At 44.8% G+C, this 14,006-nt stretch carries 12 protein-coding genes; 5 read left to right on the forward strand and 7 right to left on the reverse strand.

Annotation, left to right across the window (positions count from 1 at the left end):
- Nucleotides 1-4: 4 nt before the first annotated feature.
- The 7 genes from BUB86_RS00780 to BUB86_RS00810 all read right to left on the reverse strand — a co-directional run bounded on the left by BUB86_RS00780 (nt 5) and on the right by BUB86_RS00810 (nt 9,593).
- On the reverse strand, nt 5-886 hold the full coding sequence (locus BUB86_RS00780; RefSeq protein ID WP_073203813.1) for a glycosyltransferase family 2 protein: 882 nt from the start codon (nt 884-886) through the stop codon (nt 5-7).
- Complete coding sequence (locus BUB86_RS00785; RefSeq protein WP_073203817.1) at nt 883-1,950, reverse strand: polysaccharide pyruvyl transferase family protein; 1,068 nt, start codon at nt 1,948-1,950, stop codon at nt 883-885. Before BUB86_RS00785 ends, BUB86_RS00780 begins: the two co-directional genes overlap by 4 nt.
- 1 nt (nt 1,951) lies before the next feature.
- On the reverse strand, nt 1,952-3,493 hold the full coding sequence (locus BUB86_RS00790) for a lipopolysaccharide biosynthesis protein (protein WP_073203820.1): 1,542 nt from the start codon (nt 3,491-3,493) through the stop codon (nt 1,952-1,954).
- Complete coding sequence (locus BUB86_RS00795) at nt 3,494-5,218, reverse strand: thiamine pyrophosphate-binding protein (protein ID WP_073203823.1); 1,725 nt, start codon at nt 5,216-5,218, stop codon at nt 3,494-3,496. It abuts the gene before it with no gap.
- A complete protein-coding gene (locus tag BUB86_RS00800; RefSeq protein WP_073203826.1) occupies nt 5,215-6,042 on the reverse strand; it encodes an SDR family NAD(P)-dependent oxidoreductase in 828 nt (275 codons plus the stop codon). Before BUB86_RS00800 ends, BUB86_RS00795 begins: the two co-directional genes overlap by 4 nt.
- Before the next feature lie 10 nt (nt 6,043-6,052).
- A complete protein-coding gene (locus BUB86_RS00805) occupies nt 6,053-7,090 on the reverse strand; it encodes an acyltransferase family protein (protein ID WP_073203829.1) in 1,038 nt (345 codons plus the stop codon).
- 493 nt (nt 7,091-7,583) lie between these two features.
- Nucleotides 7,584-9,593 carry a polysaccharide biosynthesis protein gene (locus tag BUB86_RS00810; protein WP_073203832.1) on the reverse strand — a complete coding sequence of 670 codons (2,010 nt, stop codon included), beginning with the start codon at nt 9,591-9,593 and terminating at the stop codon, nt 7,584-7,586.
- A 229-nt stretch (nt 9,594-9,822) separates the two neighbouring features.
- Here BUB86_RS00810 and BUB86_RS00815 point away from each other — a divergent pair, with 229 nt between their 5' ends.
- From BUB86_RS00815 to BUB86_RS00835, 5 genes are all read left to right on the forward strand, one after another.
- Complete coding sequence (locus tag BUB86_RS00815; protein ID WP_073203835.1) at nt 9,823-10,155, forward strand: hypothetical protein; 333 nt, start codon at nt 9,823-9,825, stop codon at nt 10,153-10,155.
- Nucleotides 10,156-10,158: 3 nt separating this feature from the next.
- Entirely contained in the window at nt 10,159-11,334 is a 1,176-nt protein-coding gene (locus tag BUB86_RS00820) for an AAA family ATPase (RefSeq protein WP_081373011.1), read from the forward strand.
- Nucleotides 11,310-12,179, forward strand: coding sequence for a DUF6371 domain-containing protein (locus BUB86_RS00825; RefSeq protein ID WP_139261259.1), 870 nt, complete (start codon nt 11,310-11,312; stop codon nt 12,177-12,179). The genes BUB86_RS00820 and BUB86_RS00825 overlap by 25 nt, the downstream gene beginning before the upstream one ends.
- A gap of 365 nt (nt 12,180-12,544) precedes the next feature.
- Nucleotides 12,545-13,066 (forward strand): DNA-binding protein, encoded by a 522-nt coding sequence (locus BUB86_RS00830; protein ID WP_073203843.1) that lies wholly within the window; start codon nt 12,545-12,547, stop codon nt 13,064-13,066.
- A gap of 528 nt (nt 13,067-13,594) precedes the next feature.
- Nucleotides 13,595-13,999 (forward strand): N-acetylmuramoyl-L-alanine amidase, encoded by a 405-nt coding sequence (locus tag BUB86_RS00835; RefSeq protein ID WP_254795058.1) that lies wholly within the window; start codon nt 13,595-13,597, stop codon nt 13,997-13,999.
- Nucleotides 14,000-14,006 lie beyond the last annotated feature (7 nt).

Raw genomic sequence — 14,006 nt, forward strand, 5'->3', positions numbered from 1 at the left:
ATATTCATGAAAGCTTTTCAAAAAATAATTTTATGGGGTAGGCCAAACGGTAATATACGCCATACTTTATTCTATTCGGATTGTCTCCGGCCATGCGTGCGGATATGTATAATGCTTTCCACATCCAGGCATAATGCAAAAATCTATTTAGCAGACCGGCTTGCCGAAGCAATTCACTATGCTTTTTCTCTATATATTTCTTTGCGACAGGCAGACGCTTCGGGTCATTGGATATGCGAGCCTTGTCAGATAAGTTTTTTGTAAAAAGCACCAGCATCTCGTTATGAGGATAATAGATCTCTGTCTTTTGAGCTATACGAATGAGTAATTCATATTCTTGAATCTTCAGCAGATTCTCGTCAAAACCGCCAATCTCCTCCAACAAACTTTTCTTTGCGAGTATACATGAAGTACTTGTAATAAAATGGCGGAAAACTTTTTTTGACAAATCTCCCTCAAAGGCATACTTTGTGGTTTCTGGAAATACCTTAATGAGCTTATTATTTATATAGACTTGTTTTTTACGCAGACAATACACACATTCGCAGCTCTTTTCCTTCAACAAGACAACCTGCTTCTCTATTTTTGTCGGCAACCAGGCGTCGTCGTCGTCCAAGAATGCGACATATTCACCGCTTGCAGCCCTGATGCCCAGATTCCTGGCATGGTTTCCCCCGTGACTATCGCTCTTTGGTATAGAGATAAATCTTATGTCGTCCCTGCTCTTGCAGTATTCATCCGTACCGTCTGTGGACGCATCGCTTACGACAATACATTCAATATTCGCATACGTCTGCGAAAGAACGCTGTCTATTGCTCTTTTAAGGAGCCCCAACCTATTATGCGTTGTTATGACAGCACTTACCTTTCCTGTATTACTATTCATTGCAATTGTGAAAGAAATTTGAGGGATTCTTGCTTTGCCACTGCCAACCGGGCCTGAACATCTTCAAAGTCAATCGGCTTAATATCCTGAGGAATGACTCCCATAGGTGCGAGTAGTCTGTGAGAGGCTCCAACTAAATTCAGCAAAGTTTCTGCTCTACCGGCATTTTTCACGAAAGAGGCGAAAAACTGTTTCCTGTAAATGATAGAGAATGCCAACCCGTGAAAAGAGCAACTAAACACATAGTCTGCATTCTTGAACAACTGCAGAAACTCTGAGGGTCCTACAGTGGTCAGGTTAGTGTCAGTCTCTTGCGATGTGGCATAACCATTAAGGATAATCAATTTCATTCCTTTGCTGTCTGTAAATCTCCTGACTTCTCTCAAGTCAAAAGCATTTGTCTTGATGGTATAGAGCAGGGCATATTTTTCTTTATCGTATGGAGGCGTTGGAACTTGTCTGTTCCACTGTTCACTATTAAGCAGCAATGTGGGATCGAGTGACAAAGCTACGTTTCCGTATCCTAAATCCATGAGCATCCGTTTCAAATCATCTTCACGTACTGAAATCTTTTCTAAATGCGAAATAAGTTCTTTTACTTTTGCTTTGTCAGTATCATTGTCAGGTAAGATTCCCATACTGGCGGCGTATGACACATGGTGTTTAGCGTTTATGTTGTTCTTTCCAAAATAGAAAGGGTTATATGTGCGCAAGGCGTTTTGTTTTCTCCAAATCTGATCGCTGCCATATATCACGACATCATAGTTCTCGTCAATCGGACGGCAATACGGATAAATATAGAGCTTAAAAAAAGCATCGAAATTGTCATGCCGTCTCTTTTTCCAAACAGACATCTTCAAATAGGAGACGGCATGAAGTTTAAAGATGTTTTTTACAAATTTACGAAATGAAAAACATTCGTAGATTTTCCTATGATAGTCTGGCCAATAGTCAACGTAATACACCTCATGCCCCATTTCCTCGAGGGCGAAACGGGTGGCAAGCGACTGCATGACAGCACCATAATTCAGCGTACGATGATAAGTTACTATACCTATTTTCATATTAGTTGACCTTTCTTGCGATTTTCCTTAGTCCAGACATTGCCATCTGTCTTTCAGCCAATGACATTCCTATAGTAGCAATTAACATTGTACACACTCCTAAAGAGGCAAAAATGAACAGCGCATCATATAGCATAGTACTGGGCATTAGTTTCCAAACTATGTAACAAGACACAACAGACGGAATGGATACGAACATTACGGGTAGCAAGACATTCTTTACATATCCCATGATTCTTACTCCAGTTATACTTTTCAAGATGAACAGGCGGGTAAAAATAGAAATGCCGTCGATAACTATCATAACATAATACACCATATACGCTTCATAGCCCAACCATAACACTAAATAGCTTAATGGCAAAATCAATATTCTCAACCCACCTATAATGAAGGCATTGGTTCGCATTATACCCGTTGCCAGAATTTGTGTCGTCAGTGTTTTGCTTAAAACCGTCACAAGTCCGTAAATTAATGTCAGGCGAACAAATATGATAGTGTATTCTGGATAATGTCCTAACCACAACTTTAGGATTTCCGGTGTCAGGAATATGATTGGAACGGAGAATAAGAACATCAGATAATAGGAGAATTTTGCTCCACGATATACCAGTTCCATAGACTTGTCTAGTTCTCCTGCTGCGTAAGTTTTTACTATTTGGGGATTTAACGCGACTGTAAAATCGTTTACAAATTTTGAAACAGCATGAAAGACCTGCATGGAGATAGCATGAGCCGCGTTTACTGCTACGCCACAAAAGAGATTCAATACAATGTTTACCCCATGATTGGATAGAATAGCGGCAAAAGAACCTAAAAATGTATAACCGGCAAAACTTGTCTGTCGTATATATGCTTGTTTGTCTCTGACAATACGGAACTTTGATTCCTCTGGAAAGTTCTTCCTGCAATAGATGCTGTATATAGAACGCTCTGAAATAGCCAATACCAATAACAATACTGCATATATGATAAGCCTGTCATATAAGAACATGAACAGGGCATAACTGATGAGGAGCTTCACGATAACATCATACAAACTGATGTAGGCAAAGGCTTTCATTCGCTCGTACGCGATGATGATTGCATTATAGGGCATGCAAATAATGTTGAGGAGGAATGCAAGTATAGAGCACTGAAACACCACATTGGCAGCAAACATTCTTCCTTCAGGTATGTTCATCTTACAGTTAAGGAACCACAAGCCAAATGTTTCCAACGCTAATAACAGCACAGCAGCCAGGGCAATATGAATGCCCATTGCAGTGCAAAACACCTCATTAGGATTTCCGTCTTCTTTCTTGCCCAACTCTACGTTGATGAAACGCTGGGTGGCTGTGACCAACGTTCCTCCGAGCATGGAAAACATGGCGACAAAGCCGCCAATGACATGATAAGTGCCATAATCATCTATGCCTAAGGACTGCAATATAACCCTTGAGGTGAAGATGGAAATAATCATCACCACAACGGTACGCATATACAGCAATATTGTGTTTTTGGCAAGGCGTTTATTGCTAGAGGCAGAAATCTTATGGGCCATTCACTTTATCTTCTTAAGAATTGCCTTTACGCCGGCTTTAGCTGTGTCGGTTATCCGCTCCATCATGGGAACATCGGTGGCCTTAATATTACGGACAGAATCCAGATTCTTTATCTCATCGTTTGTTTCCACAAATATCTCGAAGATCATGGGCTTTTCGGTCAATTCTTCGGTCACAAAATGCTCATACGTGGCATCAAACTCTTCTTTGTTAGAGGCGGTGAGGTATTCAAAGCCCAGACTCTCGGTAAAACTCTTCACCAGCGTTTTTGACATGTTTCCGAAATGCCCTCCAGCGGCGATATACAAATCGGCCGACTCGCCAAACAGGTAGCCAGGGTGGTCCTTCTTCCTGAATTCTATTCCGCGGCCATTGTTTATCAACAGTATTCTGGTGTTATTACCCACATGCCTGTTGCCTAAGGCATTCAAGTCGTAGAAGAAGGCCAAGTCACCTACTACCAGAAAGTGTAACTTCTGTGGATTAGCCAAAGATGCGCCAATCAGCGTGGAGAGCGCACCGTCGATACCAAACCCTCCAACGTTACAACTGCTCTGTATGGAAGAATCCAGTTCAAAGAAATTCCACGAACGCAAGGAATTGAAGATACCAAAATGGATAACGGAGTTCTCTGGCAGACAAGACGAAAGCTGTTTGGCAACGAATATGTTTCCAAATCCCAACTCTGGAAATGCAGACAGACATTCCTGATACTCTGCCTTACATCTATCTAAATTGGTTGTTTTATCTCCCTCACCTGCTGAATAATGCTTAAAAAATGAGAGCTCGTCAACCTCAAAAACGCTATCCAATGAATGGAACAAATCCCGTATCTCCCCATCCTCGCTTACACGCCATACTTTCTTGGGCTTTAATGCTTGCGTTGTATATTTATCTCCAGACACCTCTCCTATATGTATCAACAAATCTGGAGATAATAATTTGCTTTTATAGTTCTTCTGCGAACATACCAGAGCAAAGTTTACCTCATATTTCCCCCTATAACCGCTTGTGTGGTCGCAAAAGGCCACGGAATCATGTACAGCACAAAACTTGTCTATTTCCCGTGACAGTTCTTCAGACATGCTGGTATGTGCACCAATAAATATAGCTATCCTCACATCTTCGATAGAGGGAAAGGATGCTTCTATGTTATAATATTTTATCGCTTTCACACTTGGCAGTTCCTCTGTATCAAAACCACGTGGTGACGCATCAATATTGATGAGTACTGGTCCGCCTCCATGTCGCCACAGTTCTATCAAGGCTCTGTTGATGATTGTCGTATTATGCTGTGCGTCCTTGTCGTTACCGATTTTATTGACGTATGCACTATATTTTACGGTATCTTTAGGCGACTGGGTCCTGTCGATGACCTGTGAATGTAAATGACCTATAGCGTGTTCACCATGAGAGCCGGCGATAACCAATATGGGTAGTTTTCGATAGTAAGCCTCCGTAAGACCAGGGAAATAGTTGCGAGATGCTGTTGCCTCTGTGCAAATGATGGCAACAGGCTCTCCGCTCTCTGCGGCCAGCCCACAGGCCATATAACAAGCACTACGCTCATCGACTGATGAATACATCTCAAAATATTCGTCATGTTGCATGCTACCAACGATGGCGATATTGGTGGTGCCTGGCGATGCTATTACCTTTCGAATATGATGTGCCTTCAGCAAAGACAATAATATCTGGGCGTTTTTATCGTTAGAATATTTCATTTTACTCTTGCATTTATAGTTTTTCCATTATTACAAACTAAAGTCTGACCTGTAAGACAAGACGCTGCATCTGACAATATAAAAGCTGCAATTTCTGCTACTTCTTCTGGCAAATACACTCGCCCGAGCATTTCTTTTTTAGAAGAAATATCTCCATTCGGATCTTTCCCTGTCATTTGGGATGCAGTAATGCCTGGAGCTATTGCATTGATTCTTATGTTTTGTTTGGCCAACATATAAGCAATCCCTTCTACCATACTATTTAAGGCAGCCTTTGTATAACCATAAGGGCGAATATCCGACGTTATTCCGGTTTCTGAAGAAATAACCAATATATTTCCTTCTGTTTCTTTTCTTATTAGGTACTTAGCGAAATGTTGTGTTAAAAAGAATGTTCCAGTAAGATTTGTGTCAACCTGGCTCCGAAACGTTTCTTCCGTTACATCAAAAAAAGAACTTTCATGAAGAGATATACCCGCATTATTTACCAGACAATTGATTCCTCCAAGTAGATTATCTGCTTTTTCTAAAAAAGAATCGCATGCTGAAATATCTTTAATGTCCATTTGCTGATATTTACAGCCTATTTCGTCTGCACTTTTAGAAAGAGTTTCTATATTTCTTCCAGTAATAAGCACCTCTGCGCCCTCTTCTGCAAAGCGCTTGGCCATTGCATAACCCAATCCAGAACCGCCACCTGTTACCACTATTTTTTTCCCTTTCAATTTCATTGAAGGCTCTAAACAGGTTATTTTAGCATATACCGGTTTTGGTTTACCATGAAATAAAAATAACAATAATTTCTTTAATCTCGACTTTGACATTTCTGTATCATTATAGTTTTTCTTTTTTCACAAAGAATAATGATGGATTGGTAAACATTTTGACATGTTGATTTTTTAAGATAAAACTTAATCCAATTGTTGTTATTATTGTTATAACAAAAGCTGTATAAAAAGTCATTGGAACATTCATTTTATCAGCTATTAGAATAAGCGGTGGTATTATAGGAGCACTCATCGGTGGTATTAGCAGAGCATGATAAATATAGTATTGCAATGATATTTTGCCCTGTTGAGCAACCCAAGGTGCTTTATAGCAGACGTTGATGAATGCAATAGACATCGGGACAGCAAGACCAAAGGCAATCATGCGTATCGCCGCTCCCCAAAAGCTTTTGTAGGGAGTAGCAAATTTCAGGTCGTTTATGCGGTGAGGATAGAAAAACAGTATGGTAAGAATCGCAATCAGAAACACCACACAAAGCAGTTTGTATTTGTCTGGCAGGTAGAGATTCCTCCCCTTCATGTAGTACCCCAAAAAGAAGAAAGGCATCAATGCCAGCGTCCTCTGTATGGAAAGGAGTCGGTCGAAAGGCAAAAAGCCTGCCATTATGCTGATACTGAATGTGGTGATGAGAACGAGTTTCGTATGTCTCAATATACTATCTGGAATCACCTGAAGCATCAGCCGCCAGTATATAAGACTAAGCAGATACCATAGCATGTACCAGGGCGTGAGAATCGTCCTAACAGAAAGAGGTTCGCCTACATAAAACAATAGTCCTATGGCTTGAAAAATAATCAGCGGCTCCAACAGTGTCCAAATGCTTGGCCAGAATGTTTTCCAGTCTTTCTTACGTGAGTAATTGCCGGAAATAAAGACAAACAGGGGCATGGCGAACAGACAAAGCCAATTCCACAACGCAACGCAAGCCGTAGAGCCGACAAATTCTTTTCTCATAATCACATGTGCAGTGATAACGAGAACCACCAACCAGAACTTGACGGAATCGACACGTTCATCCCGTACTTTGGGACTTTGCAATTTCATTCCTGATACCGCCTTCTGTTTTAAACTCTTATTAAGCATTTTCTAAACAATTTTTATTGGCGCCCCTGTAATTCATTCAAACGAGTCATCTTCGAAGCCCACTCGAATCTCTCTCGAAAGTCCCTTCCATCTCTCTTCCATCTCCCTTGCTACGCCTATGCTCTGCCTATGCTACGCCTAAGCTACGATATACCTACGATATCCCAATGATAGCGCTACGTAATTCGAATCTCTAAGGTCAATGCCTAACACAAAATTACTCAACTTTTCTCCCACCGCTCGATCTGGCATTCGTGCTGCTTGGTGTCTTTGTCGCAGAATATGCGCAATTCTAATTATTCGTGCTAATACGCATAATTCATTACATATCAGCACGTTACTTGTTTTAAGAGTAATAATATCACAGAAAAAACTTGGAAACTTGAACCGGTTCCTCATTTTTCTGCTTGCAAAAATAGCATTTTTATTTGAAACTACCAAATAAAAATAGAAATAAATAAAAAAAGTCACCGATTTGGGTGACTTTTTTTATTTATTTATCAAGTTTTTCGTAAATCGAATTATTCGACCTATATTCGGGCACAATAGCCTTCATCTTGGCCACGGTGGCCATATCGTCGTAACGGCGAGAAATTTCTATCAGCTCATCGATATCGCGGCACACCTCATCATAGTCGTACTCGCGCACCTCGGCAATACGAATCTTCTCGTGGAAGGTGGGCTTGGTGCCCTCCAATTCGTTCAGCACCTCCTCGTAGAGCTTCTCGCCCGGGCGCAATCCTGTGAACTTAATCTCCACATTCTTGGCACCCGAGAGTTTGATCATGCGCTTGGCCAGATCGGCTATCTTCACTGGCTGGCCCATATCAAACACGAATATCTCGCCACCATTACCCTTGGTACCAGCCTCAAGCACCAGCTTACAGGCCTCGGGTATCAGCATAAAGAAGCGCACGATACGCTCGTCGGTCACGGTGACTGGTCCGCCATTCTTAATCTGTTCACGGAACAGGGGGATAACGCTTCCGTTCGATCCCAGCACATTGCCGAAACGGGTAGTTACAAACTGCGTTCTGGCTGTAGGGCCGCCCAGTTGCGATGCCACCACAAAGCTCTCCTTGTTACCCAGGTTTTGTATATGGCTTGCTACCTTTTTCTCCTTAATGGCCTGATCCAGTGCCTGCACATAGATCTCGCAGATGCGCTTAGAGCAACCCATCACGTTGGTGGGGTTCACGGCCTTATCGGTTGATACCATCACAAACTTCTTCACGCCATACTTCACGCTCAGGTCGGCTATCACCTTGGTGCCGTAAATATTGTTCTGCACGGCCTCGCTGGGGTTATCCTCCATCATGGGCACATGCTTATAAGCAGCTGCGTGGAACACATAGTCGGGGCGGAACGTCTTGAATATCTGCTCCATGCGCTCCTGCTTGCAGATAGATGTCACCACAGTCTCAGCCTCAATGCCGGGGAACTCCTTCTGCATCATCAGGCGGATGTCGTGCTCAGGCGTCTCGGCCTGATCTATCAGCATCATGGCCGAGGGGGTGAACTTAGCCACCTGGCGCACAATCTCCGAGCCTATCGAACCTGCGCAACCGGTTATCAGCACACGCTGATCCTTCAGCAACTCCTCAACCGACTTCAAATCGACACGAATCTCAGAACGGGGCAGCAACTCCTCAACGCTCACCTCGCGCATCTGCATGGGGCCGGCATCAAAACCCTCGGTCGACTCGCCTGCATCATCCATTTCAATAGCACTCTGCGCCATATAGATCTTGGCTCCGGCACCGATAATCACATCCTGCAGCTCCTGACTATTGCGGAACTCCCTGACGCGATAAGGCGATACCAGCACAGCCTCAATATTGTTTTCACGGATGACGGCAGCCACATCTTCCTCTACAGAATACACCTTCTCGCCCAGAATCTCCTGATGTTTGGTACTCTTCAACGGCATCTGAGAAATGAAACCCTTAAACAAGAATTTGCGGGGACGCTGGTTGCGGATATTTTTAGCCAGACCTACTCCACCCTGCATGGCACCATAAATCAGGATGCGCATGGCGCGGGTATTAGAGAAAGCCACATCGTAAAGGGTTTTGACGAATATACGCAAAGCCCACATCCCCAGGGTAACCATCAGGATAATCAGCAGCAAGGCCGGCAGGCGGAAATGCACAAACCACTCGCGAGGCAGCCATTGGGCTACCAACTGAGCCACCAATATCAAGCCCAGAGCCACCAGGTTACCATAAACCACGCGCATCAGGTCGACAAAACCTGCAAAACGCATAAAGCCTGTATAGGTTCGGAAGATGCGGAAGCCCGGAATAAACAGTATCACATAGCACAGCATGGTGACAAACACCCTGAGTGTATCATCAAACAGAGCCTGGGCACTATTAAACAGCCAATAGGTTAGCGCTCCACTAGCCATCACAATGGCACAGTCAATCAGGAGGATGCACCAATAAGGCAATGCATTCTTCGAAAAGTACCAATTTAGTAGGTTTTCAATTCTATTTCTCATACAGTTAATATAGTTTCAGGGCGCAAAGGTACGATTAATATTTGAAAACGCCAAATTAAATGGCAGTTTTATGCAAAAAAACTTAAAACGATTCATTTTATGCCAATTCGTCTAATAACAAGTCCGTGTAGGGAAAATCATTTATTTTTAAATGGCGACCTTTACACAAGATAAACTGGTGGCTTTGCTGCCATTAACTATTCAATTATCAACTCAAAATTTAAAAAAAATGATTTCAGAAAAAATCTTTCTGGTAGAAATCGCTGACATCATTCTCAGCGCAGTAGACAACAATCAAGTCGGCCTCACCATGGCCGACATCAGCCATGACGGCCATTTCAGTCCGAAGATGCTCAACCGTAAGCGATTCACTAGTATGGGAGTCGACACATTGAGCCGATTCATACTTTACATCGCCAAGGCATTGCCCGAGGAAGATCTGGACCTAATCTTCGAAGATCTACATGACTACTTCTTGTATGTTGCCAACCTGCAAGATGGTAGCGTAGAGGCTATCATCGATGCCCATGCTGGTTCACCCATCAAATTCAAAAATCATTAAGTCATGATGGACGCCATAGCCCAAGAGCTGGCTCATGCCGGCGAGCAACCTAGTCTGACACCAGAGTTGCTGGAGCTCGAGAAAAGCAGAATCACCTCCCAGAAGGTACTACCACCCATGGAGTTTTTGTTCTCGCTGTTCAACGAGCCCTGTTTCCCGCGTCGCGAGTTGGTGGCCTTTACCGGCCGGGCCAAGAGCGGCAAGACATTTGTCATGTCGATGCTTATGGTGCTTTGTGCAATTGCCGAAGTTTTGTCTTTCCGCCGTCTGGCGGGGAGACAGCTTCGGCTGCTTTGGTACGACACCGAACAGAGCGACAATTCTACACAAGACATCCTGATGAACCGCATCATACCGCTATTCCACCAAGTGGCAGGCGACGACACTGATTTCCCTGAAGACATGTTCGACATTTTCAATGTTCGCAACATAGATCGCGACAAACGCGAGACCTACCTCATGGCTGCCATCGCCCACTATAAGCCCGATCTGGTGATCATCGACGGTATTCGAGACCTGGTGGGCGACATTAACGATGGCACAGTGGCTCAGGAACTCATTGAAAAGCTGATGCGCGCTGCCCAAGATAATGATTGCTGCGTGGTCTGCGTGCTACACCAGAACAAAAGTGGTGAGAGCCGCGACCCGCGCGGATGGCTCGGCACCGAACTACTCAACAAGGCCTTCGACGTGTTTGCCACCGAGAAGCTAATGCCTCAGCGCATTTTCAAACTCGAACAACTTTACACCCGTAAATACGACATAGAGCAATGTCTGTATTTTTCAGTCAATAGCGAAGGACTTCCCTGTCTGGTTGACGAGCCACCAACGCCCGAAGGCTTATCTCAACAGAACAACAACGCCAACGAAGAGCGAGGCTCACTGAACAACGACTACGTGATTCATCATCTCGACGGATCGTGGGAGGTTGATGTGCCAAAGCTGTTTGCCGATGCCTTCCAAGGTTACGACAAGCTGAGAGGTGCTGCCTTACTCCACTCAGTGATGACACTGGGCCATATCGTCTCACGCAAGTTTTACTACAACTGCCTCGACAAGGCCATGAAACAAGGCCTGATGGATAAGTCGATTGATTCAACCAATCACGTTATTTACCAGCTCAAGTCCAACCCCATTCCTAAACAACAAGAAATATGGCAACCAGGCGACCCCTTTTGAGGCCTTCCCTAGATTGGAGTACTCCTATACAGGAGTACGTAAATCTATTGGGTAAGGGCCTCCAACAACGCCCCCTCTGGGCCTACCGTCTGTCAGCCAAGAGCTGTTTCTGCCGCGCCGTGGTACAATGCGGTATATTAACGCATCGCCAGATGGTACATGCCGCCCTGCGCTATCGCTTGGGCCGGTCGAAGAACGATGCCGTTATCTACTGGCAGATTGATCAGTTGGGCAACGTAAACGATGGAAAACTGATGTGGTACGGCCCCGACTGTCATCGGCTGAAGAATTGCAACGCCACATGGGTTTCGTTTCTGATGAAGAAGCATTGCGGTCTGCCCCAAGACACCTTCCAACCCACCCATGTCTTCTTCGGCACCCATCTGCTAAGTAATTACCTTAGCGCTCCCTTCTTCACGGGAAGAGGGGCTTACCCCAAACGTACTCCCTTCCTCTCTGGAGGAGGGGCTAGGGGTGGTGCGACCGTCTGCCTCGTCGAAGCCGAGAAATCCGCCATCATCCTCTCCGAGCTCTATCCCCAGTACATCTGGATAGCGTCCGGCGGATTGTTCGAACTGCAACTCTCGAAGTTTTATGCGCTGATGCGATACAAGGTCATTATGATACCCGACACCGATCCCGACGGCAAAGCGTACACACTGTGGTATGAAACAGCCCAAAAGGTATCGAAGTTGTTTCTATGGCCTCGTCACAACCCTATCTACGTATCCGATTTCCTGGAGCGCCACGCCACCGCCGATCAGAAACGTCGCAAAATTGATTTAGTAGACTATATTTTGGAGTCTAACTACTTTGCAAATGCAAACCAGTTAGCGAACAAATGAAAAGTACTTAGCGAACAAAAAGACCATTTTACAATTTCACAGTTTATGAAAGCAATGTATAAATCTGAGCTAGCCCGTCTAGCAGGCGTGTCACCACGCACCTTCCGTCGTTATCTGGCCACACGCCGCCCCATCCTATCCACCATGGGCGTATCCCCTAAAACCCAAAAGCTCCCCCCAAAAGCCGTCCAGTACATCTCCAACGACTACTGCATCGACATCCCCGAAAAATAATAAAAATATTTTTCGTCAAGTCGGCCATAGACGGCCAACGCCCCCTCTGAATGTCGTACCTTTGCATTGTGATTAATTCTTGGCAAAGCCGAGCGCACAATTATCAATTATCAATTATCAATTAAAGTATTATGGCTATTAAAGTAAAAGCAGTTGAGCGTCAGCTCAAAGTAGGCAAAGACGCCGGCAAGTATCGCTTTATGATGCAAGCCGAAATTTACAACACGTTGACACCCCAGAAAGTGGTAAACGAGGCATCCGTTCGCAGCGGTATTTCCGAAGGCGCACTCAGTGCCGCCTGGGATGCCATCGGTCAGGTAGTCAAGGTGTGGGCCACCGAAGGTCACTCCGTCGCCATCCCCGGTTTGGGCAACATGCGCTTCGGTGTTCGCGCTACAACAGTTGAGGATGTCAACAAGGTGAGCAGTAGTCTGATTACCACCCGTCGCGTCATCTTCACACCAAGTGTTGAAATCAGGGATGAGCTGAAGGCCACATCGATCAACATTACCTGTTTCGATCGCGATGGCAAGGTGGTTAAGCGTGTTACTTCGAGCGATCCTGGTAACATCGAGGAGCCCGATGATTCTAACAATCAGTCATCGAACGACGACGGCCCCACCGGCGGCCTCACCCCCAACCCCGGTGATTAATCCCTGAGGGGGGCAGCCATGCTATCCTGGGTGATGCAATGACGCAACAGTCAGTTATCACATTGAAACAAATCCACACACCCGTCATGAATGCAGCCTGTAGCATGGCAACTCAGGGATAAACCTCAAAAACATTCCGCACGAAGAGGTCTTTAGAGGATGTAGGATTTTCTGAAGCATTATTGAGTCTTGTAATGCTTTAGCAGTACAAGCAACGAAATACGAAATGCTGTTTGAGCGGAGCGAGTTCATTGAGTGCTTTGGAAAATCTTACAGCCGGCCTCTGAGCCAGGACGTTTTTGCACCTTTCTTTTGCTTCCGTTTTCTTTCAGTGATGAAAGAAAATGAAGAAATAAAAAATATAATCTAAATTGTAATCCTATGTCTCCAAAACTAAGACGTTTTCTCAAAGCATTGTCATACATCCTTGCATTACTTGCAGGTGGCAGTATGGCCAGTTGCAACTTCTTAAATCTCACACCTATTATATATTAGTGCATGCTCATGAAGTCACTTCATTCCCAAGATGTGAAGTGGATCGTGGTGCACTGCTCAGGCAGCAGATGCAACCATCCCTTCACTGTCGATGGCCTCATCAACACCGGCAAGGAGCGTTTCGGCCAACCCTCGTATCACTATTACGTACAGCGCAATGGCAACATCGTTCCCATTCTGCCCGAAAGTGTACAGGGTGTTCATGCCGTGGGCTATAACCACTGCTCGATAGCAGTCTGTTACGAAGGAGGCCTTGACGAACATGGCGCATACGCCGACACGCGTACTGAGCTACAGAAGCACGCACTCTACGAGCTCCTCAAGCAGCTGCGGGCTGACTATCCCCAAGCCCGCATCGTAGGCCATCACGACCTACCAGGCGTATCAAAGCCCTGCCCCTGCTTCGATGTCAGCGAATATGCCGAGCTCAATACTTAAGTTCTTA

The organism is Xylanibacter ruminicola (assembly GCF_900142525.1).
GTDB classification, from domain to species: domain Bacteria; phylum Bacteroidota; class Bacteroidia; order Bacteroidales; family Bacteroidaceae; genus Prevotella; species Prevotella ruminicola_A.

Coding starts and splice junctions, on each gene's coding strand:
- BUB86_RS00780 (WP_073203813.1), bottom strand. CDS start 886: ATGAATAGTAATACAGGAAAGGTAAGTGCTGTCATAACAACGCATAAT.
- BUB86_RS00785 (WP_073203817.1), bottom strand. CDS start 1,950: ATGAAAATAGGTATAGTAACTTATCATCGTACGCTGAATTATGGTGCT.
- BUB86_RS00790 (WP_073203820.1), bottom strand. CDS start 3,493: ATGGCCCATAAGATTTCTGCCTCTAGCAATAAACGCCTTGCCAAAAAC.
- BUB86_RS00795 (WP_073203823.1), bottom strand. CDS start 5,218: ATGAAATATTCTAACGATAAAAACGCCCAGATATTATTGTCTTTGCTG.
- BUB86_RS00800 (WP_073203826.1), bottom strand. CDS start 6,042: ATGTCAAAGTCGAGATTAAAGAAATTATTGTTATTTTTATTTCATGGT.
- BUB86_RS00805 (WP_073203829.1), bottom strand. CDS start 7,090: ATGCTTAATAAGAGTTTAAAACAGAAGGCGGTATCAGGAATGAAATTG.
- BUB86_RS00810 (WP_073203832.1), bottom strand. CDS start 9,593: ATGAGAAATAGAATTGAAAACCTACTAAATTGGTACTTTTCGAAGAAT.
- BUB86_RS00815 (WP_073203835.1), top strand. CDS start 9,823: ATGATTTCAGAAAAAATCTTTCTGGTAGAAATCGCTGACATCATTCTC.
- BUB86_RS00820 (WP_081373011.1), top strand. CDS start 10,159: ATGATGGACGCCATAGCCCAAGAGCTGGCTCATGCCGGCGAGCAACCT.
- BUB86_RS00825 (WP_139261259.1), top strand. CDS start 11,310: ATGGCAACCAGGCGACCCCTTTTGAGGCCTTCCCTAGATTGGAGTACT.
- BUB86_RS00830 (WP_073203843.1), top strand. CDS start 12,545: ATGGCTATTAAAGTAAAAGCAGTTGAGCGTCAGCTCAAAGTAGGCAAA.